The 21,216-nt window shown below is 66.0% G+C and carries 21 protein-coding genes; 19 read left to right on the forward strand and 2 right to left on the reverse strand.

The features are described from left to right. Nucleotides 1–36: 36 nt before the first annotated feature. Nucleotides 37–1,362: an MFS transporter gene (locus ACQ6S1_RS07565; protein WP_445040579.1), complete on the reverse strand. Its 1,326-nt coding sequence runs from the start codon at nt 1,360–1,362 to the stop codon at nt 37–39. A gap of 164 nt (nt 1,363–1,526) precedes the next feature. Here ACQ6S1_RS07565 and cyoA point away from each other — a divergent pair, with 164 nt between their 5' ends. From cyoA to ACQ6S1_RS07605, 8 genes are all read left to right on the forward strand, one after another. Further along, nucleotides 1,527–2,705 (forward strand): ubiquinol oxidase subunit II, encoded by a 1,179-nt coding sequence (gene cyoA, locus ACQ6S1_RS07570; protein WP_445041236.1) that lies wholly within the window; start codon nt 1,527–1,529, stop codon nt 2,703–2,705. Nucleotides 2,706–2,746: 41 nt separating this feature from the next. Further along, complete coding sequence (gene cyoB, locus ACQ6S1_RS07575) at nt 2,747–4,750, forward strand: cytochrome o ubiquinol oxidase subunit I (protein ID WP_445040580.1); 2,004 nt, start codon at nt 2,747–2,749, stop codon at nt 4,748–4,750. A 4-nt stretch (nt 4,751–4,754) separates the two neighbouring features. Continuing rightward, complete coding sequence (gene cyoC, locus ACQ6S1_RS07580) at nt 4,755–5,384, forward strand: cytochrome o ubiquinol oxidase subunit III (protein WP_445040581.1); 630 nt, start codon at nt 4,755–4,757, stop codon at nt 5,382–5,384. Beyond that, a complete protein-coding gene (gene cyoD / locus ACQ6S1_RS07585) occupies nt 5,381–5,791 on the forward strand; it encodes a cytochrome o ubiquinol oxidase subunit IV (protein ID WP_445040582.1) in 411 nt (136 codons plus the stop codon). Before cyoC ends, cyoD begins: the two co-directional genes overlap by 4 nt. 8 nt (nt 5,792–5,799) lie before the next feature. Next, nucleotides 5,800–6,591 carry an SURF1 family protein gene (locus ACQ6S1_RS07590; protein WP_445040583.1) on the forward strand — a complete coding sequence of 264 codons (792 nt, stop codon included), beginning with the start codon at nt 5,800–5,802 and terminating at the stop codon, nt 6,589–6,591. Between the two features lie 41 nt (nt 6,592–6,632). Then, nucleotides 6,633–8,003 (forward strand): ATP-binding protein, encoded by a 1,371-nt coding sequence (locus tag ACQ6S1_RS07595; protein ID WP_445040584.1) that lies wholly within the window; start codon nt 6,633–6,635, stop codon nt 8,001–8,003. Then, entirely contained in the window at nt 7,993–8,526 is a 534-nt protein-coding gene (locus ACQ6S1_RS07600) for a response regulator transcription factor (protein ID WP_445040585.1), read from the forward strand. The genes ACQ6S1_RS07595 and ACQ6S1_RS07600 overlap by 11 nt, the downstream gene beginning before the upstream one ends. A gap of 61 nt (nt 8,527–8,587) precedes the next feature. Continuing rightward, nucleotides 8,588–9,550 carry a DMT family transporter gene (locus ACQ6S1_RS07605; protein ID WP_445040586.1) on the forward strand — a complete coding sequence of 321 codons (963 nt, stop codon included), beginning with the start codon at nt 8,588–8,590 and terminating at the stop codon, nt 9,548–9,550. Between the two features lie 3 nt (nt 9,551–9,553). Here ACQ6S1_RS07605 and ACQ6S1_RS07610 read toward each other — a convergent pair whose 3' ends face one another. Further along, the gene (locus ACQ6S1_RS07610; RefSeq protein ID WP_445040587.1) at nt 9,554–10,387 is read right to left on the reverse strand and encodes an oxygenase MpaB family protein; all 834 of its coding nucleotides are present in this window, start codon (nt 10,385–10,387) and stop codon (nt 9,554–9,556) included. Nucleotides 10,388–10,589: 202 nt separating this feature from the next. Here ACQ6S1_RS07610 and lldD point away from each other — a divergent pair, with 202 nt between their 5' ends. From lldD to ACQ6S1_RS07665, 11 genes are all read left to right on the forward strand, one after another. Beyond that, nucleotides 10,590–11,798: an FMN-dependent L-lactate dehydrogenase LldD gene (gene lldD, locus ACQ6S1_RS07615; RefSeq protein WP_445040588.1), complete on the forward strand. Its 1,209-nt coding sequence runs from the start codon at nt 10,590–10,592 to the stop codon at nt 11,796–11,798. A 129-nt stretch (nt 11,799–11,927) separates the two neighbouring features. Next, on the forward strand, nt 11,928–12,602 hold the full coding sequence (locus tag ACQ6S1_RS07620) for a DUF1028 domain-containing protein (RefSeq protein ID WP_445040589.1): 675 nt from the start codon (nt 11,928–11,930) through the stop codon (nt 12,600–12,602). 16 nt (nt 12,603–12,618) lie between these two features. Continuing rightward, entirely contained in the window at nt 12,619–13,068 is a 450-nt protein-coding gene (locus ACQ6S1_RS07625) for a type II 3-dehydroquinate dehydratase (RefSeq protein ID WP_445040590.1), read from the forward strand. Then, nucleotides 13,065–14,000, forward strand: coding sequence for a 2-hydroxyacid dehydrogenase (locus ACQ6S1_RS07630; protein ID WP_445040591.1), 936 nt, complete (start codon nt 13,065–13,067; stop codon nt 13,998–14,000). The genes ACQ6S1_RS07625 and ACQ6S1_RS07630 overlap by 4 nt, the downstream gene beginning before the upstream one ends. A 96-nt stretch (nt 14,001–14,096) precedes the next feature. Continuing rightward, nucleotides 14,097–15,551, forward strand: coding sequence for a 4-hydroxyphenylacetate 3-hydroxylase family protein (locus ACQ6S1_RS07635; RefSeq protein ID WP_445040592.1), 1,455 nt, complete (start codon nt 14,097–14,099; stop codon nt 15,549–15,551). 148 nt (nt 15,552–15,699) lie between these two features. After that, nucleotides 15,700–16,740 (forward strand): ABC transporter substrate-binding protein, encoded by a 1,041-nt coding sequence (locus tag ACQ6S1_RS07640; protein ID WP_445040593.1) that lies wholly within the window; start codon nt 15,700–15,702, stop codon nt 16,738–16,740. Nucleotides 16,741–16,799: 59 nt separating this feature from the next. Next, nucleotides 16,800–17,651 (forward strand): ABC transporter permease, encoded by an 852-nt coding sequence (locus tag ACQ6S1_RS07645; RefSeq protein WP_445040594.1) that lies wholly within the window; start codon nt 16,800–16,802, stop codon nt 17,649–17,651. Further along, nucleotides 17,651–18,466: an ABC transporter permease gene (locus tag ACQ6S1_RS07650; RefSeq protein WP_445040595.1), complete on the forward strand. Its 816-nt coding sequence runs from the start codon at nt 17,651–17,653 to the stop codon at nt 18,464–18,466. The genes ACQ6S1_RS07645 and ACQ6S1_RS07650 overlap by 1 nt, the downstream gene beginning before the upstream one ends. Beyond that, nucleotides 18,450–19,604 (forward strand): ABC transporter ATP-binding protein, encoded by a 1,155-nt coding sequence (locus tag ACQ6S1_RS07655; RefSeq protein ID WP_445040596.1) that lies wholly within the window; start codon nt 18,450–18,452, stop codon nt 19,602–19,604. Before ACQ6S1_RS07650 ends, ACQ6S1_RS07655 begins: the two co-directional genes overlap by 17 nt. Continuing rightward, on the forward strand, nt 19,601–20,782 hold the full coding sequence (gene argE, locus ACQ6S1_RS07660; protein ID WP_445040597.1) for an acetylornithine deacetylase: 1,182 nt from the start codon (nt 19,601–19,603) through the stop codon (nt 20,780–20,782). The genes ACQ6S1_RS07655 and argE overlap by 4 nt, the downstream gene beginning before the upstream one ends. Next, nucleotides 20,779–21,201, forward strand: a complete 423-nt coding sequence (locus tag ACQ6S1_RS07665) for a GlcG/HbpS family heme-binding protein (RefSeq protein WP_445040598.1) — start codon at nt 20,779–20,781, stop codon at nt 21,199–21,201. Before argE ends, ACQ6S1_RS07665 begins: the two co-directional genes overlap by 4 nt. Nucleotides 21,202–21,216 lie beyond the last annotated feature (15 nt).

Below are 21,216 nucleotides of genomic sequence, written 5' to 3' on the forward strand. Positions count from 1 at the left end.
CGCGCCCGCCCGCCTCGGCCTGGAGGACGCCGCGTCCTAGCTCGTCGCCAGCCTTTTGTTGATGCCGAGCGCCAGCAGCGTGCACACTGCGCCGGACAACAGATACGCACCCGCCGCCATCAGTCCGAAACTGCTGGTGAAGCCAAGCGCGACGAGCGGCGCAAAGCCCGCGCCCACCAGCCAGGCGAGATCGGAGGTCAGCGCCGAACCGGTGTAGCGGTTTTCGCCGGCGAAACGGTCGGCCACCGCCCCGGTGGATTGGCCGAGCGCCAGGCCCAGCAGCGCGAAACCGACGAACAGGAACACCGTCTCCCCGCTCACTCCGCCGCGCAGCAGCATGGGCGCGACGAAGCTGAACGCCGCAATGCCCACCGCCGACGCTCCCACCATGGTGCGGCGGCCGAAACGGTCGGCCAGAAGTCCGGAAAGCGCCACGCAGATCGCGCCCACGATCGCCGCGCCGAGCTGCACCAGCAGGAACTGCCCCGGCTCCCGCTCGGTGTAGAGGTCGATGTAGGACAGCGGGAAGATCGTCACGATGTGGAACAGCGCGAAGCTCGCCAGCGGCACGAAGGCACCGACGATGATGTCCAGCCATTGGTGGCGGATCAGCTGCCAGGCCGGCATCGGCAGGAGATGCCCACGGTCGAGAAGCTGCACGTATTCTTCGGTCGCGACCAGCCGAAGCCGCGCGAACAGGGCCACGACGTTGATGGTGAACGCCACGAAGAACGGATAGCGCCAGCCCCAGCCGAGGAAGTCCTCCTGCGAGAGGTTGACCAGGAAGAAGGCGAACAGTCCGCTCGCCACGATGAAGCCGAACGGCGCCCCGAGCTGCGGCATCATCGCGTACCAGCCACGGCGCTTTTCCGGCGCGTTCAGCGCCAGCAGCGGCGCCAGGCCGTCCCACGCCCCGCCCAGCGCAAAGCCCTGCCCCAGCCGGAACACCGCCAGCGCGACGGCCGCATAGATGCCGATCTGGTCGTAGCCCGGCAGGAAGCTGATCGCCGCCGTCGAGCCGCCCAGCAGGAACAGCGCGATCGTCAGCTTGACGCCGCGCCCATGCCGTCGATCCACTTCGAGGAACAGGATGGAGCCGATGGGCCGCGCGATGAAGGCCAGGCCGAAGATCGCAAACGAATAGAGCGTGCCGGTCAGCCGGTCGGTGAAAGGAAACAGCAGCGCCGGGAACACCAGCACCGAGGCGATGCCGTAGACGAAGAAATCGAACGCCTCGGATGTGCGGCCGATGATGACACCGAGCGCAAGCTCGCCGGGCGAGATCTTGCCATCGGCATGCGCGAGCCGTGCATCCCGTTCCAACGGCGTGGACGACGCCGCTTCTCCGCTGCCTGTGGCCATGCCACAATCCCCTATAGACGACGGCCGTGCACATCAGCGGCCCTGCTTATCAGAACGGATAGGGCGCACCTTGCGCCAGTGCAAATGCCGGGCCTTGGACAAAACGTCCAATCCCCTCCCCAGGGCGCGAAGCTTAGATGACCCTTCGCGTCCGTCATATGCAGATGGTGTCCTTCGTGAGATTTTCGCGCGCCCTCGTTGTGTTTGCCATGGCCGGCCTGCTCGGGGGCTGCAACCTCGTTCTGATGAACCCGTCGGGCGACGTGGCGGTCCAGCAGCGCGACCTCATTATCGCCTCCACCCTGTTGATGCTGGTCATCATCATCCCCGTCATGGCCGCGACCGTGATCTTCGCGTGGCGCTACCGCTCGTCCAATACGGATGCCGACTACGATCCGGACTGGCACCATTCCACCAAGCTCGAAGTGCTGATCTGGACCGCGCCGCTCCTCATCATCATCGCGCTCGGCGCGCTCACCTGGATCAGCACCCATTTGCTCGACCCGTTCCGCCCGCTGAACCGCATCGACGCCCAGCGCCCCATCGCCGCCGACGTCAGGCCGCTCGAGATCGGCGTCGTGGCGCTCGATTGGAAGTGGATGTTCATCTATCCGGAGCAGGGCATCGCCACCGTCAATGAGCTGGCCGCCCCGATCGACCGGCCGATCCAGTTCCGCCTCACCTCGTCCTCGGTGATGAACTCATTCTTCGTGCCCGCGCTCGCCGGCCAGATCTACGCCATGCCCGGCATGGAGACGAAGCTGCACGCCGTCATCAACAAGGAAGGCGAATACGAGGGCTTCTCCGCCAATTACAGCGGCTCCGGCTTCTCGAAGATGAACTTCCGCTTCCACGGGCTCAGCCAGCAGGGCTTCGACGATTGGGTGGCGAAGGCCAAGGCCGAGGGCGCGGCACTCGACGCGCAGGCTTATCTGGCCATCGAGAAGCCCAGCGAGCGCGAGCCCGTGCGCTATTTCTCATCGGTGCAGGACGGGCTCTTCGGTTCGATCGTCAATATGTGCGCCAAGCCCGGCCAGATGTGCATGAACGAGATGATGCACATCGACGCGATGGGCGGCGGCGGCAAGGAAAGTCACGCCGCGCGCGAGCGTCTGGAATACGACAGCCGCTTCAACGAGCAGGGACAGGAAGCGCCGGGCGCCACCTTCCCGCAAACGGGCCGCGAGCCGAAATCCGACGAACAGCCCCAGGGCATGCAGCCGGACAGCGGATCGCCGGACGTCAATCAGGGCGCCCCGCAGCAGCCCGATTCCGGCGGCGGCCACCAGCACAACATGCCGGGGCACGGCTCTCCGGCCCCGAACCAGTTGAACGACCACTAAACCGGCCCCGAATTCGCCATCAGTCGAAACGAGCAGTGCCCATGTTCTCCAATCCGGATCTTCAGGCGTTTCTCTTCGGACGTCTGACGCTCGAGGCGATCCCCTATCACGAGCCCATTCTGGTCGTGACGTTCGCCGTCGTCGCCCTGGGCGGGCTCGCGCTGCTGGGCCTCGTCACGCGTTACAGGCTGTGGGGCTATCTCTGGACCGAATGGCTCACCAGCGTCGATCACAAGAAGATCGGCATCATGTACGTCATCCTGGCCATCATCATGCTGCTGCGCGGCTTTGCCGACGCCCTGATGATGCGCGCCCAGCAGGCCGTCGCCTTCGGTGAAGTACAGGGCTATCTGCCGCCCCACCATTACGATCAGATCTTCACGGCGCACGGCGTCATCATGATCTTCTTCGTGGCGATGCCGTTCGTCACCGGCATCATGAACTACGTGGTGCCGCTTCAGGTCGGCGCGCGCGACGTCTCGTTCCCGTTCCTCAACAATTTCAGCTTCTGGATGACCACGTCGGGCGCGATCCTGCTGATGGCGTCGCTGTTCGTCGGCGAATTCGCACGCACCGGCTGGCTGGCCTATCCGCCGCTGTCGGGGGCCGATTACAGCCCGGGTGTCGGCGTCGATTATTACATCTGGTCGCTGCAGATCGCGGGCGTCGGCACCACCCTGTCGGGCATCAACCTCATCGCCACCATCGTGAAGATGCGCGCGCCGGGCCTCAGCATGATGAAGATGCCGGTCTTCACCTGGACCTCGCTCTGCACCAACGTCTTGATCGTGGCCACCTTCCCCGTGCTGACCGCCGTGCTCGCGCTGCTCTCGCTCGACCGTTACGTCGGCACGAACTTCTTCACGAACGATCTCGGCGGCAACGCCATGATGTACGTCAACCTCATCTGGATCTGGGGCCATCCGGAGGTCTACATCCTCGTTCTGCCGGCCTTCGGCATCTTCTCGGAGGTGGTCTCCACCTTCTGCGGCAAGCGCCTCTTCGGCTACGCCTCGATGGTGTACGCGACCGTCGTCATAACCATCCTGTCCTACCTCGTCTGGCTCCATCACTTCTTCACGATGGGCTCGGGCGCGAGCGTGAACTCGTTCTTCGGCATCACCACGATGATCATCTCGATCCCGACGGGCGCGAAGATCTTCAACTGGCTGTTCACGATGTATAAGGGCCGCATCCGGTTCGAACTGCCCATGATGTGGACCATCGCTTTCATGCTGACCTTCACGGTCGGCGGCATGACGGGCGTCCTGCTGGCCGTTCCACCGGCCGATTTCGTCCTTCACAACAGCCTGTTCCTGGTCGCCCATTTCCACAACGTCATCATCGGCGGCGTTGTGTTCGGGCTGTTCGCGGGCGTCAATTACTGGTTCCCGAAGGCCTTCGGTTTCCGGCTCGATCCCTTCTGGGGCAAGATGTCGTTCTGGTTCTGGGTGTCCGGCTATTGGTTCGCCTTCACGCCGCTTTACGTGCTCGGCCTCATGGGCGTGACGCGGCGCGTCAACCATTTTGACGATCCGTCGCTGCAGATCTGGTTCGTCATCGCGGCGTTCGGCGCGGTGCTCGTTCTGTTCGGCATCCTGTCCTTCATCGTGCAGATCGCCGTCAGCATCCTGAAGCGCGATGAACTGGCCGATTTCACCGGCGATCCGTGGAACGGCCGTACCCTGGAATGGTCCACCTCCTCGCCGCCGCCGGACTACAATTTCGCCTTCCAGCCGCGCGTCCATGACATGGACGCCTGGTCGGACATGAAGAAGCGCGGCTATGCCCGCCCGCTCGAGGGCTTCCGCCCCATCCACATGCCGAAGAACACGGGCACCGGAATCATCCTGTCGGCGCTGAGCCTCGTCTGCGGCTTCGCGCTCATCTGGTACATCTGGTGGCTGGCGGCCCTCTCCTTCGCCGGCATCCTCGTGGTCTCCATCGCCCACACCTTCAATTACCGGCGCGATTTCTACATCCCGGCCGAGACCGTGGTGCGGACCGAGGCCGCGCGCACCGACCTGCTGGCGAGACAGGCGTAAGACGATGGCGAACACCAACACCACCAACGTCGCCGACGGCGAGGAACTCAGCTTCTACGTGGCCGAAGAGCACGGCCATTCGGAAAGCACGCTGCTGGGCTTCTGGATCTATCTGATGAGCGATTGCCTCATCTTCGCGATCCTGTTCGCCTGCTATGCGGTCTACGGACACAATTACGCGGCAGGCCCCTCGGGGGCGGACCTCTTCAACCTGCCGCTGGTTGCGCTCAACACGGCCCTCCTGCTGGTCTCGTCCATCACCTTCGGCTTCGCCATGCTGGAGATGGAGAAGGGCCGGCTCCGCACCACGCTCGTCTGGATGGCCGTCACGGGCCTGCTTGGCGCGGCGTTTCTCGGATTCGAGCTCTACGAGTTCGCGGAACTCATCCACGAGGGCGCGGGGCCCCAGCGCAGCGCCTTCCTCTCGGCGTTCTTCGTCCTCGTCGGCACGCACGGCCTGCACGTCACCTTCGGCATCATCTGGCTGGTCACGCTGATGGTTCAGCTCGGCAAGCACGGCCTGATCGCCGAGAACCGCCGCCGCCTGATGTGCCTCAGCATGTTCTGGCACTTCCTCGACGTGATCTGGATCGGCGTCTTCTCCTTCGTCTATCTGATGGGTGTCCTGCCATGAGCCCCAACGAGCCCACCCTCCAGGCCCATCCCGACCACGCCCACGTCCAGCATGCCGACACCGAGCATGAAAGCCCGGCCCACGGCACGCTTCGCGGCTATGTCACAGGCTTCGTCCTGTCGGTCATCCTCACCGCTATCCCGTTCTGGCTCGTCATGGGCGGCGTGTTCGAGAATTCGCGCATCACGGCGTTCGCCATCATGGCGTTCGCGGTCGCGCAGATCGTGGTGCACATGATCTACTTCCTGCACATGAACACGAAGTCCGAAGGCGGCTGGACCTTCCTGGCGCTGGTTTTCACCATCGTCATGGTGGTCATCGCGCTCACCGGCTCGATCTGGGTCATGTACCACCTCAACTCGAACATGATGCCGATATCGCACCAGGACATGCGCAACATGCCGTGACCGGCGTGATGCCTCGGCCCGACGACACCGCGGACGACGAAAGCGCCGTCCGCCGCCGCTCTCCCCTCCTGCTCGGGGTGCTGGGCGCGCTTGGCCTTCTCCTGTTCGCCGCGCTGATCGCTCTCGGCACCTGGCAGGTGCAACGTCTCTTCTGGAAGCACGATCTCATCGCCCGCGTCGACGCGCGTGTGCATGCCGAACCGGTCGCGCCGCCGGCTCGCGCCCGGTGGGGCGAGATCGATGCCGCCTCCGACGAATACCGCCGCCTCCGCATCGCCGGCACGCTTCTCCACGACCGCGAAACCCTCGTCCAGGCGCTCACCGAGCGCGGCGCCGGTTTCTGGGTGCTGACCCCGCTGCGCACGGCCTCCGGCGACATCGTGCTCGTCAATCGCGGCTTCGTGCCCCGCGAGCGGCGCGATCCCGCAAGCCGCGCCGAGGGCCGGATCGAGGGCGAGACCGAGGTCACCGGCCTTCTGCGCCTCACCGAGCCGGGCGGCGGCTTCCTGCGCAGCAATGATCCGGCCGCCGACCGCTGGCACTCGCGCGACGTCGCCGCCATCGCGGCCGCACGCGGGCTCACCGATGCCGCCCCCTATTTCATCGACGCCGATGCCCACCCAAATCCCGGAGGCTTCCCCGTCGGCGGGCTCACCGTCATCCGCTTTTCAGACAATCACCTCGTCTACGCGCTGACCTGGTACGTTCTGGCCGCCATGCTGGCCGGTGCCGCGTTCTGGGTGGTCCGCGACGGGCGACGCTTGCGCCGGGCCGCCCGCGGCCACACATCGGAGGGGTGAGGGACGGCCGCCCGAGGCGCGCGCCCTTGCGGAGGTTCACATTGACCGCACCCGCCTCCGACGTTGGCGACAAGGGCTCGTTGCCCGCAGATCTCCTGGCTGAACCCATCCGTCCGCAGCCCGCCCATTCGGCCGAGCAATCCACCGGCCGCAAGAACCTCTCCCTGCTCATCCAGCTGCGCTGGCTCGCTGTCGCCGGGCAGATCGCGGCCATCTTCGTCGCGCAATCTGTGCTGCGCATCGATCTTCCGCTCGCCGCCATGTCGGCCATCCTGGCGGCGCTCGTCGCGCTCAACATTGCGGGCCTCGTCCGGCTGCGGCGGGGCGTGGCGGTGTCCAACGCCGAGATGTTCGCCACCCTCGCCTTCGACGTAGCAGCCCTCACCGCGCAGCTCTATCTCAGCGGCGGCGCCACCAATCCGTTCAGCTCGCTCTATCTGCTGCAGGTCACGCTCGGCGCCGTCCTGCTCAATGCCGGCGGGGCTTGGGCCATGGTCGTATTGATCGGCCTGTGCTTCGTCGCCATCAATATGACCTACCGGCCGATGATGCTGCCGGCGGACATCGGAACGAGCCCTTTCCAGCTTCACCTCGAAGGCCAGGTGATCGCCTTCGTCCTGATCGCGGTTCTGCTCGTCATCTTCGTCACGCGCATCAACCGCAACGTCCACGAGCGCGAGGTCCGGCTCGCGGATCTCCGGCAGCGGGCCGCGGAGGAAGATCACATCGTGCGCATGGGCCTGCTCGCATCCGGCGCCGCTCACGAGCTGGGAACCCCGCTCGCCACCCTTGCCGTCATCCTCAGCGATTGGCGGCGCATGCCCGCTTTGATGGACAACGACGATCTGCGGCAGGATATCGAGGCCATGCAGGCGGAGGTCCGTCGCTGCAAGGCCATCGTCGGCGGCACGCTTCTCGCCGCCGGCGAGACTTCGGGCGAGTCGGCCGGCATCACCACGCTCGGCGCCTTTTTCGACGGCGTCATCGAGGAATGGCGCACGGCGCGCCGCCCGCTCCAATTCGTCTATCGCAACACAATCGAGGGCGCATCGCCGATCGCAGCCCATTCGGCGCTGCGCCAGGCCATTGTCAACGTGCTCGACAACGCGATCGAGGCCTCGCCCCATTGGCTGGAATGCGTCATCACGCGCGACGAGGACAGACTGATCGTCACCGTGTCCGATGACGGGCCGGGTTTCCCGCCGGCTCTGCTGGAGCGTATCGGCACGCCCTATCAATCCACCAAGGGGCGCGAGGGCGGCGGCATCGGCCTGTTCCTCGTCGCCAATGTGCTGCGCAAGCTGGGCGGCGAGCTCGTGGCGCGCAACCGCACGGCGCGCGGCGCACGCATCGTCCTGTCGCTGCCGCTCGGTGCCCTGACACTTGAGCCGCGGAGGGGCGATGCCCACTAAGCCGCTCCTCCTCGTCGTCGACGACGACCCCGCCTTCGCCCGCACCCTGAAACGCTCGTTCGAGCGGCGCGGCTACGAGGTTTTGGTGGCCTCCGGGTTCGAGAACCTGCCGGCCCTGCTCCTCACCCGCTCGCCGGATCGTGCGGTGGTCGATCTCAAATTGTCCGGCGCCTCGGGCCTCGCATGCGTGGAGGCGCTTCACGCGCACGATCCGTCCATGCTGATCGTGGTGCTAACGGGCTTCGCCAGCATTGCCACCGCCGTCGAGGCCATCAAGCTCGGCGCCTGCCATTATCTCGCCAAGCCTTCGAACACCGACGACATCGAGGCCGCCTTCCGGAAATCGGAGGGCGATACCGACGTGCCCTTGTCGGCGCGCCCCACATCCATCAAGACCCTGGAATGGGAGCACATCCACGAAGTGCTCGCCGCCACGGATTTCAACATCTCCGAAACCGCCCGCCGTCTCGGCATGCACCGCCGAACCCTCGCGCGAAAGCTCGAGAAACGTCAGGTCAAATAAGCCCCCGGCCCGCCGCCTGCTCGCCATCCGGCCGACCCCAATTCTTCAGGACCCGAAAGAAATGCCCCTTCAGGCGCAGCTTGCCGCTTTGTTCGTCGCCCTCGCCTGGGGCGGCAATGTGGTGGCGGCAAAACTGGGCGTGGCCGAAGTGCCGCCCTTCCTCTTGATGACGCTGCGCTTCATTCTGGTGGGCGCGTGTCTCCTGCCGTTCTGCCGCTTTCACCGGCGCGAGCTGCCGTGGCTCCTGCTGATCTCGGTCACGCTCGGTACCGGCCATTTCGGCCTCCTCTTCGTCGCCTTCCAGATGGCGGAGGCCGGCACCGGTGCCCTCCTCGTCCAGCTCGGCGCGCCCATGGCCACGCTCATCGCCGTCACCTTTCTCGGCGAGCCTCTGGGGTGGAAACGGGCGGCGGGGCTGCTGTTCGCGGTCGCGGGCCTTCTCATCCTCGTGGCCGGGCCCACCATCCCGCCGCCCTTGCCCTTCGCCCTGCTTCTCATGAGCGCGGCCTGCTGGGCGGCGGCAAACGTCATCATCCGCGTGGCGCCGCCCATCAAGCCCATCCACATCAACGGGCTGACCGCGCTTTTATGCGTGCCGCAGGTCGCCCTCCTGTCGCTGCTGCTGGAAGGCAATCCCGTTCCCCACCTCGAAGCGATCAACATGACGGGCGTGGCCGCGATCCTCTACACGGCCATCGTTTCGTCGATCATCGCCTATGGCACCTGGTACCGGCTGATCCAGACCTATTCGCTGTCCAATGTCGTGATGTATTCGCTGCTGACGCCGGTCTTCGCGGGCATTCTCGGCGTGGTGCTGCTGGGCGATTCCCTGTCGGTTTACAAGCTGTTCGGCGGGCTCGCCATCGTCGGCGGCGTCGCGCTGCTGGCGCTGGCGGGCCGCACGCCGCCCATCGAGACCGGCACGATCGGCGCAGGCGAAGCGGTCAGCGCCGATCTGGTCGAAGCGGAGGCCGAAGCCGAGGAGGCCGGGCACAAACGGCCCTCCAGCGCCTCCACGATCTGACGCCTAGCCCCGCATCGCCCAGCGCATCACGCCGCGCATGCCGAGCACGCCCGCCCGCACCGCCGCCGTGCGGGCGGGCGGCACGCGCCGGCCGTGCAGGTCGGACGCCCAATCGGGCAGAAGATCGACGGCGGCTTCCATGATCAGCGCCTGCGCCGGCGCGAGAGCCGGCTTCGATGCGGGCTGCGACAACAAAAGACCCGCGATCTCCCGGGTGCGCACATCCGCTCGCAGATCCGCCCGCACCGCCCGCATGTAGATTCGCACGTCCCGCCGGCTGACAGGCACGTCCTCGGCCCCAAGACGCCGAGCGATCTCCGCGACCTCCGCGAAATAGCGATCCTGCAACCGCCCGGGCATGAACGGGTCCTGATAGCGCAGATAGGCCCGCAGGAACGAGCTCACCTCGGCCACATGCACCCAGGTCAGCAGTTCGGGATCGTTCGCACGGTAAAGCGTGCCGTCCGGCAATTCGCCCTGCACACGCTCATGCACCCGCCGCACCCGTTCGATCAGCGACAGCGCGCGTTCCCTGGGGCCGTAGGTGGTGCCCGAGATGAATTGCGCGGTGCGCCGCAGCCGTCCGCTCATGTCGTCGCGAAAGCCGGAATGGTCCAGCACACCCGCCAGCGCCGCCGGATGCAGCATCTGCAGCAGCAGCGCACTGACGCCGCCGATCATCATGGTGGTGAAGTCTCGGTGCACGTTCCAGCACACGGAATCGGGTCCGAACAATCCCTCGTCCGGCCGCGCTTCCGGAGCCCGGCCGCCATCGAATCCCACCATCCGGTGGACCTGCCCCTTGATGGCGCTGCGGACGCTCTCCATCCACTTCATCTAGGCCGAAAGCCCGCCGTCGCCAGAGCGGGGCCGTGTCCTTGTCGCGCCTGTGATCGCGGCGCCACGGAAAATGCATCCAGCAGCCGGAACGCGCGTCCGCGTCATTGTCCCTTGCCGACTTTGCTCCTATGGTTTCTCTTTGATCCGAAGTGCCGATTGGCGTTGACGAACCGGCAGTTCCAGGTGCCGGAGCCCGAAGATGATCATCTCCTCCCCGACCGATTACCGCGAAGCCGCCCGCCGCAAGGTTCCGCCCTTCCTGTTCCACTACGCCGATGGCGGCGCCTATGGCGAATACACGCTGCGCCGCAACGTCGAGGATCTGGCCGGCCTGGCGCTGAAGCAGCGCGTGCTGCGCGACGTCTCGGCGCTGAGCCTCGAAACCGAGCTGTTCGGCCAGAAGCTGGCCATGCCGGTCGCGCTTGCCCCCATCGGACTGTGCGGCATGTACGCCCGCCGGGGTGAGGTGCAGGCCGCCAGGGCCGCCGCGCGCAAGGGCATTCCCTTCACGCTTTCCACCGTCTCGGCCTGCCCGATCGAGGAAGTTCAGAGCCAGACCACCGCGCCCATCTGGTTTCAGCTTTACGTGCTGCGCGATCGCGGCTTCATGAAGCACGCTTTGGAGCGCGCGCAGGCGGCCGGCATCAACACCCTTGTCTTCACCGTCGACATGCCCGTTCCGGGCGCGCGCTACCGCGATCGTCATTCCGGCATGTCCGGCAAGGGCGGGCCCGCGCGCCGCATCTGGCAGGCGCTTCTCCATCCCAGCTGGGCCTACGATGTCGGCCTCAAGGGCCGCCCGCACGATCTCGGCAACGTCTCGGCCTATCTCGGCAAGCCCACGGGGCTCGAGGATTACATCGCCTGGCTCGCCAACAATTTCGACCCCTCGATCTCGTGGAAGGACCTGGAATGGATCCGCGAGTTCTGGAAGGGCCCGATGATCATCAAGGGCATCCTAGACCCCGATGACGCGCGCGACGCGGTGAAGTTCGGGGCCGACGGCATCGTGGTGTCGAACCATGGCGGCCGCCAGCTCGACGGCGTCCTGTCCTCGGCCAAGGCGCTGCCCGCCATCGCCGACGCCGTGAAGAACGACATCACCATCCTCGCCGATTCCGGAATCCGCACGGGTCTCGACGTGGTCCGCATGATCGCGCTCGGCGCCGACGGTGTCCTGCTCGGCCGGGCTTTCCTGTGGGCGCTCGCCACGGCGGGCGAGGCGGGCGTTTCCAACCTGCTCGATCTGTTCGAGAAGGAGATGCGCGTCGCCATGGCGCTCACCGCGACCCGCTCGATCAAGGAGATCACGCGCGATGTCCTGGCTTCGGAGGCGTTCCAGCCGGCCAGCGCCGTCGATGCCGCCGTGCGCACCGCCGCCGCCGCGCCGGAAAACGCGTTGCGCTGAACCGAGCCTTCTTCGGAAAAGCGGAGGCAGTGACGTCGAAACGGCTTCTTTCCCCAAACCCCGCAATCTGCGATGGCGGATGCGGGGACGTCCCGCCATCAGGGGCGCTTGCGTGAAGGAGGCCCGTTCATGACGTTTTCCATCGCCGCCCGCTGCTCCGAAACCGGCATGCTCGGCGTCGCGGTCGCCTCCTCCTCCCCGGCGGTCGCCGCGCGCTGCGCCCATGCCCGGGCCGGCGTGGGTGCGGTTCTCAGCCAGAACGTCACCGACCCGTCGCTCGGCCCCGCCGCGCTCGATCTGATGGCGCTCGGTGCCGACGCATCGCAGGCCATCGCCGCTCTGGCCGCATCGCGTCCGCACATGGAGTTCCGGCAGGTCCTCGCCGTCGATGCGGCGGGCCGTTCCGCCATTCATTCCGGCCCGAAGGCGCTCGGCACCTTTTCCGATGCGAGGGCCGAGAACGTCGCCTGCGGCGGCAATCTCCTGGCCGACGAGCGCGTGCCGCAGATCATGGTCGATGCTTTCCTCGCCAGCACCGGCCATCTCGGCGATCGCCTGCTGATTGCCATGAAAGCGGCGCTGGAGGCGGGCGGCGAGGCCGGCCCCGTCCATTCCGCCGGCCTCAAGATCGTCGACAAGGTGTCGTGGCCGATCGCCGATCTGCGCGTCGACTGGACGGAAAACTGCCCCATCACCGAGCTGTCGTCGCTCTGGGCGCTCTACCGCCCCCAGCTGAACGATTACGTCACCCGCGCCCTCGATCCCTCCGCCGCGCCGAGCTACGGCGTGCCGGGCGATCTCTGAGCCCCAAGAGCCATCCATGCCGACCATCTTCTTCATCAACGGCCCGAACGCCAATCTCTACGGACTCGACAGTTCGGGCCTGTACGGCACCGAGAGCTTCGCCGGTATCAAGGCCAATTGCGAGGCCCATGCCGCGACGCTCGGCATCACGCTGGATTTCCGCCAGTCCAACCACGAGGGCGAGATCGTCGACTGGATTCAGGAGGCGCGCGGAAAAGCCGACGGCATCGTCATCAACGCCGCGGGCCTGACCTACATCTCGATTGCCATCCTCGACGCGCTTCTGGCTTTCGAAGGCCCGATCATCGAGGCCCATATGAGCAATATCTGGAAGCGCGAGCCCTTCCGCCACCGCTCCTTCGTGTCGAAGGCGGCCACGGGCGTCATCGCCGGGCTCGGCGCGCTCGGCTATGAACTGGCCCTCACCGCGCTCACCCGCCTCATCGCGGAAAAGGCGAAGGCATGAGCCGGGAATGCATGGTCTTCTACAGCGGGCCGGATGAATTCGGTCCGTGGAAAGAAGCCATCGAGGCCGAACTGCCCGACCTCGACGTGCGGCAGGCGGACGACATCTCCGAGCCCGCCAATGTCCGCTACGCGCTGGTCTGGAAGCCGCCGCAGCATTTCTTCGCCGCTTATCCGAACCTCCGGCTCGTGACCAATCTGGGCGCGGGCGTCGATTCCCTCGTCGGCCGCACCGATCTGCCGGATATCCCCATCACCCGCCTGTCCGACCCCATGATGGCGCGCATGATGGCCGGCTTCGTGCTGTTCGCCGTCCTGCGCCACGCCCGCGACATACCGGTCTTCGAGCGCGCCCAGCGCGAGGGCCGCTGGCATTACATCCACCCCACCAGCCCGGAAGACATTCGCGTCGGCATCATGGGGCTCGGCGAACTCGGCTCCGCCGCCGCGCAGGAATGCGCCCGCCAGGGCTTCGCCGTCACCGGCTGGTCGCGCACGCCAAAGAACGTTGCGGGCGTCACCTGCATGGCGGGGCCGGACGCGCTGCCGGCCTTCCTCGCGAACACCGACATTCTGGTCTGCATGCTGCCGGCCACCGCGCAGACGAACGGCCTGCTCGACGCCGCGCATCTGGCCCTGCTGCCCGAGGGCGCAAAGTTCGTGAACGTCTCGCGCGGCTCCGTCGTCGACGAGGCGGCTCTGGTCGAGGCACTGCGCACGCGCCGCATCGCCGACGCCACGCTCGATGTCTTCGCCACCGAGCCCCTGCCGCCCGACAGCCCGTTGTGGACGCTCGACAACGTCCTCATCACGCCGCATCTCGCCTCGGTCGCGCTGCCGCGCTCCGCCGCCCGCCAGATCGCCGACAATGTGCGCCGTGTGCGGTCCAGTCAGCCCGTCGAAAGCCGCGTCGATCCCGCTCGCGGCTACTGACTTGCTTCGGACTTCCTGAAGCCGCGAGCCTGATAAAACTATTTTATTGATGCCGGGCCCCGCGCCATCCTCTCCGTACGAGAGGAGTTCAGCGCCATGATCCGTACGGGTGAGCAATATCGGGACGGCCTGCGTGACGGCCGTGAGGTCTGGATCGAAGGCGAGCGCGTCACGGACGTGACGAAGCATCCGGCGCTGAAACCCATCATCGACATCAAGGCGCGCATGTACGACATGGCGCACGAAGCGCAGTTCCGCGACACGCTGAGCTATGAGGACGGCGGCGAACGTCATTCCATCTTCTACAAGCCGCCGCGCGAGGCGAAGGACTGGCAGGACAAGCTGGTCGCCGTCGATCAGGTGATGAAGGACATCGGCGGCGTCGTCACCCGTGTCGGTGACGAGACCATCGGCGAGATGTGGTCGCTGACCGACGGCCGCGATGTGCTGGCCGAGATCGATCCCCGCTTCGCCGGCAACATCGACCATCACATCCAGGCGGTGATCGAGAAGGACATCTTCCACGTTTCCGCCAACACCGATCCGAAGGGCGACCGCTCGCTCGCCCCGCAGGATCAGGATCCCGATCTCATGGTGCATGTCACCAAGGAGACCGATGCCGGCATCATCATCCGCGGGGCGAAATACGAGACCGCCGCGGCTTATGCCGACCAGGCCTATCTGAAGCCCACCGTCGGGGCATGGTCCACCGAGAAGTTGTCCGATTATGCGGTCGGCTGCATCGTCAAGATGGGCGCGCCGGGCGTGAAGCACATCTGCCGCTCGGGCTTCGCCGGCAAGTCGAACGTCACCGATTATCCCCTCGCCAACCGCTTCGACGAGGTGGAGGCACTGGTCGTGTTCGACGACGTGCTGATCCCTTGGGAAGACGTCTTCTTCTACCGGCACACCCGCGCCGCCCAGTTCGTGCGCCAGACGCTGCACCGCTATTCGGCGTTCCCCTACGTCCTGCGCCTTCTCTACAACGCCGACATGATGATCGGCGCGGCGATGTGGAACGCCAAGCAGACCGGCCTCGACAAGCTGCAGGCCGTCCGCGAGAAGCTGGCCGACCTCGTCGTCTACCGCGAGGGCATCAACGCCCACCTCACCGCGTCCATCGCCATGGCGGAGCGCAGCCCCGGCGGCCTCCTGATGCCGCAGCAATCCATGCTCTATGCCGGCCGCGTCCTGGCCTGCTCGCAGCTGCCGGCCATGATGCACATTGCCCGCGAATTGTGCGGTGGCCAGATCTGCATCACGCCGAATGCCGATGCCTTCGCCGCCGAGGGCTCGGGGCAATGGCTCGACAAGTTCTATTCGCTGAACCAGAATTGGCAGTCGGACGATCGCCGCAAGCTCCTCGCTTTCGCCCGCGACCTCTTGAACTCCGATTACGCCGGCCACCGGCTCACCTTCGTGCAGTTCGCCCAGGCGCCGCACTTCAACCATCTGGCGGCCGTCTACAACAGCTTCGACTTCAACGGCCCGCTCGACTTCGTCAAGAAGGCGGCCGACCTGTCGGACCGCATCACCGCGCCGAAGCAATAATCTCGAAATAGCCGTTTGACGCTTTGTTCACGATGCCTACAGTGGACGCAAGGTGCGCCCGTTGTATACCCGGAGAAATTGGCACAGAAATTGCATGATATTTTCTAGGGCGTAACCCTGTTCAACCTTTTCAAAGGGATGGATCACCATGCACAGAATTTCTGTTCTACCTGCCATACTTGCCGCATCTATCGGCGTTGCTTCACTGGCATCTTCAGCCGCGGCGCAGGAAAAGCTCGTCGTCAGCACGTGGGGCGGCAGCTTCCGCGATCTGATCGACGAGGCCATCAGCAAGAAATTCACCGAGGAGACCGGCGTCGAGGTGCAATACATCACCGGCGGCACCATGGACCGGCTCAACCAGGCCAAGCTGGCCGGCGGCGCGCCGGAGAGCGACATCACCTTCACCACCGCCCATGTTGGCTGGCTCTACGCCAACGACGGGCTCTATGAGCAACTCGATCTCGCCAAGGTGCCGAACGCCGCCAATCTGGTCGAGCAGGCCAAGATCAGCCCCTACCACATCGGCTCGTGGGCCTATGTCTACACGATCGGCTATCTGCCCGATCAATTGCCCGAGGGCGTGAAGTTCGACAGCTGGGAAGGTCTCTGGAACCCGGCCCTGAAGGACAAGATCTCGGCGCCCGATTTCGACCCCAGCCACATCATCAACGTGGCGGCCAAGCTGTCGGGCGGCGATGCCGCGAACTGGCAGGTCGGCGAGAAGAAGCTTCTCGAGCTCAAGCCCAATTTCAAGGCCTTCTACACCAACGACGCCAACAGCCAGCAGCTGTTCGCCACCGGCGAAACGGCGGTCCAGGTCGTGCTGTCGATGAACGCCTATTACATGAAGGATCAGGGCGTGCCGATCGAGCTCGCCATCCCGAAGGAAGGCCCGGTGCTCGGCATCGACACCATGGCCATCAACAAGGGCTCCAAGCGCCTCGATCTGGCCTACAAATTCCTGAACGCCGCGCTCGATCCCGAGGTGCAGGCCAAGATCGCCGAGCTCAAGAAGGGGAGCCCCGTCGTCACCAACGCCGAGCTGTCGGAAGAGACCGCGAAGCTGCCGGGCGTCTTCACCAAGCCCGAGCAATGGGAGCAGTCGATCATCATCGATCACAAGCTCCGGGCCGAGAAGACGGCTGAATGGCGCAAATGGTTCGCCGAGAACATGATCGCGAACTGAGAACGTCCGGCGCGGCGGCATCCACCGCCGCGCCCCTTCTCCCTGCGTCACGAGGACCGATGACCCAAAGGCCCTTTCTCCGCCTGTTCGTCTCGCCGGCCGCGCTGCTGGCCATGGGCCTCGTCGCCGCGATGCTGGCGGTGTTTCAGTACAGCGTGCGCGCCTATGTGCCGGGCTCGCTCGATGTCGGCGGCTTTACGCTCGACAATTTCACCGCGCTCCTGCGCCCGCTCTACGCCTGGGCCTTCTGGCAGACCTTTCTGCTCTGCATCGAGACGGCCCTGTTCACGCTTCTGCTGGGCTATCCCATTGCCTACGCTCTGGTGCGCGCCCGCAGCCCGGCGCTTCGCTCCCTCATCCTCATCATCGCCGTCACGCCGCTCTTCCTGGGCGAGGTGGTGCGCACCTATTCGTGGATGATCGTGCTCGGCAACAACGGCTTCGTGAACAGCGTGCTAATGGGGCTCGGCATCATCCAGCGTCCCGTCCAGCTCATGTTCACCACGCTTGGCGTGGTCGTGGCCCTCGTCCACGTCACACTGCCCATCATGGTCATCATGCTGGCGGCCGGGCTGTCCCACATCGACCGCAATTATGAGAAGGCAGCGCAGAGCCTGGGCGCCGGCCCCGTCCGCACCTTCCTCACAGTCACGCTGCCGCTGTCCATGCCGGGCATCATCGCCGGCTTCAGCACCGCCTTCGCCTGGACGTTCAGCGCCTTCGCCACCCCGCAGCTCATCGGCGGCGGCAAGGTCAACACGGTATCGACGCTCGTCTACCAGCTCGGTTTTGCCTCCTTCAATTTCCCGTTCGCGGCCAGCCTCTCGCTCGTCGGCCTCGCCCTCACCTTCGCCGCCATCGCACTGATGCGGCAGGCCACGCGGCCCTTTGAAAAGATGGGAGTGCATTGATGAGCCGCCCCCTCGGCCAGACCGCGCTCGCCTGGTCCGGACGCATCTTCGTCGTCCTCATTCTCGGCTTCATCATCCTGCCGGCGATCGTCGTGGCGATGACGGCCTTCAACGACCGCGCCATTCTCAGCTTCCCGCCGCAAACCTATTCGCTGCGCTGGTTCCACCGCGCGCTGGAATACGGCGATTTCCAGAAGGGCTTCTGGAACGGCCTCATCGTCATGGTTTGGGCCTCCACCATCGCGCTCGTCATCGGCGCAGGCTTCGCCTACGCCCTGCACCGCTACGACTTCTCGCTGAAGCGCACGCTGGAAGGCATCCTGCTGTCGCCGCTCGTCATCCCGCATTTCACCATCGGGCTCGGGCTCCTGATGCTGTCGGCCCTGAGCGGCACGGGGCGCGGCTTTCCGCTCGTCATCTTCGCCCATGTCGTGCTCGTCCTGCCCTTCGTGATCCGCAGCGTCTACATCTCGCTGCAGAACCTCGACACCCGGCTGGAACTCGCGGCCGCCAGCCTGGGCGCCACGCCCACGCGCGTTCTGTTCACGGTCACGCTGCCGTTGCTGATCCCCGGCCTCGTCAGCGGCTGGCTGTTCGCCGCCATCCTGTCGTTCAACGAATTCACGGCCACGCTTTTCGTCAGCAACCAGGCCACGCAGACGCTTCCCGTCGCCATGTACAATTATGTCCGCGAATACGCCGACCCCACTCTGGCGGCGCTGTCGGTCATCTACATCGTGGTCACGGCCGCTCTGCTCAGCCTTGCAAACGCGTTCCTCGGTCTCGGAAAGGTCCTCAATGTCGACGGTCACTGATCAGCGCACGGACGGGACCGCCGCTCAGGAGAGAAACGGCCGGGGCATCGCCGTCCAGCTCGACGGCGTCACCAAGAGGTTCGGGGATTCGACCGCCCTCCACGAAGCCTGGCTGAAGATTCCGCAGGGCGAATTCATGACGCTGCTCGGCCCGTCCGGCTGCGGCAAGACCACTTTGCTCAACCTCGTGGCCGGCTTCCTCGATTCCGACAACGGCGAGATCTTCATCGACGGCGCACTCGTCACCGAAACACCGGCCCACCGCCGCGAGATCGGCATCGTCTTCCAGAACTACGCCCTCTTCCCCCATATGAGCGTAGCGAAGAACGTGGCCTACGGCCTCAAGACGCGCGGCATCGAAAAGGCCAAGATCGCCCGGCGCGTGGACGAGGCGCTCCGCATGGTCAAGCTTTCGGGCTATGGCGAGCGCAAGCCGAAAGAGCTGTCCGGCGGCCAGCAGCAGCGCGTGGCGCTCGCCCGGGCCCTCGTCATCCGTCCGAAGGTCCTCCTGCTCGACGAGCCGTTTTCCGCGCTCGACAAGAACCTGCGCGGCTCCATGCAGGTCGAGCTGAAGGAGATCCAGCGCAACCTCGGCGTCACCACCATCTTCGTCACGCACGACCAGAGCGAAGCCCTGTCCATGTCCGACCGCATCGCCGTGATGTCGGCCGGCCGCATCCGCCAGATCGCCGCGCCGGGCGACATCTACCGCCGCCCCGCCGATCGCTTCGTCGCCTCCTTCGTGGGCGATGTGAACGTGCTGCGCGGCAATCTGGTGCGCCGCGCGGGCGAGGTCGCGCTCGTCAATGTCGCCGATGTGGCGTTCGAGGTGCCCGCCGCGCCGCTTATCGGCCTCGATCAGGGCGCCGACGTCGACGTCTTCGTCCGGCCCGAGCACCTCACGGTCGATGCGCCCGACGAAGCCCATCGCCTCACCGGCATCGTCGCGGCCCAGGTGTTCCAGGGCGATCACGTCGATCTCTACATCGACATCCCCGGTATCGCCCGCGAGCGTGTCCTGGTCCGCTCCCCGGGCGTGGAGGCCATGGGGCTGTGGCCGGTCGGGGCGCGCGTCGGCCTCGCCACGACACCGGCCGACATCGCCGCCTTCCCGCTCGAAGACGTCGAAGCCGCATGACGAAGCCGGAAGACATCGCCGCCATCCTGTCCGACCTGATCGGCTTCCACAGCGTCAGCGCCCGCTCGAACCTGCCGATCATCGACTACATCGAGCGCCATCTGGCGGATTTCGGCGTGCCGTCACGCCGCATCCCCTCGCCCGACGGCACCAAGGCCTCGCTGCTCGCCACCATCGGCGACACATCTGTGCCCGGCATCGTCCTGTCCGCACACACCGACGTCGTTCCGGTCGACGGGCAGGACTGGACCACGCCGCCCTTCACCGCCACGCAGCGCGACGGCCGCATCTACGGACGCGGCGCGACCGACATGAAAGGCTTCCTCGCGGTCGTGCTGGCCCATGTGCCGGATTTCGTTTCGGCGACGGGCGCGACGCCCATCCACCTCGCCTTCTCCTATGACGAGGAGGTCGGGTGCCGCGGCGCCCCGGATCTCGTCGCCGCCATCGCCGCCCTTCCCGCCCGGCCCGCGCTCGCCATCGTCGGCGAGCCCACCTCGCTGCGCGTCGCCCGCGCCCACAAGGGCAAGATCGCTCGCCGCGTGGTCGTCATTGGCCGCACCGGCCATTCCGCCATGCCGCATCTCGCCGCCAACGCCGTCGAGGCCGCTGCCGCCATCGCCACTGCATTGCGCAATCTCGCCCGCGAGGAAGAGGCCAATCCCGGCGACGCCCTGTTCGACCCACCGTTCACCACGATTCATGTCGGCTCGATCCATGGCGGCAGCGCGGTCAATCTGGTGCCCGAAAAGGCCGTTCTGGAATTCGAGATCCGCACCCTGCCCGGCCGCGATGCCACGCCCATCCTGGCCCGCATCGATGCCGTGATCGAGATCGAACGCCGCGCGCTTCAGGCCCGCGCGTCCGAGGCCAATATCCTCGTCGAGGAACTCTCCGCCTACCCCGCACTCGACAGCGCGGCCGACAGCGCCGCCGCGCGTTTCGTAGCGACGCTCGCCCATGACCATTCACCACCCGGCGCCGTCAGCTTCGGCACGGAAGCGGGCATCTACGCCGCTGCCGGCATCCCCACTCTGGTCTGCGGGCCGGGCGACATGGCGCGCGGCCACAAGCCCGACGAATGGATCGGCCTCGACGAACTTGCGGCCGCCGGCTCTATGATGCAGCGCCTGGCGGAGACGATCCGCCACCCACTGGAAACGGACAATCCGAAATGACCACGAGACCCGCAGCCAAGCTCACCCATGCCGGCGCGCTGAAGGCGCTCGCAGGCGCCGTTGCCCGCGCGGAAGAGCTTGGCGTGCCGCAGAACATCACGATCGTCGATGAGGCCGGAACGCTTCTGGCCCTCGTGCGCATGGACGGCGCAAAATTTCTGTCGGCCGAAACCTCGAAATCCAAGGCCATCTCGGCCGCTTCGCACCGTCAGCCCACCTCCCGGCTCGATCCGGAGCTGGAGGTCAAGCTCGCCATTGCCTCGGGCGGGCGGCTGACCAATCTTGAAGGCGGACTTCCCATCATCTTCGACGGCGTGTGCGTCGGCGGCATCGGCGTCGGGTCCGGCACCGGCAAACAGGATGTCGAGGTGGCCCGCGCCGGCCTCGCCGCCATCGGCGCCGACGATCAGCAGCCCTGAAAGGCCCCTCCATGA

The sequence above is a fragment of the Terrihabitans aquatilis genome, assembly GCF_052542005.1.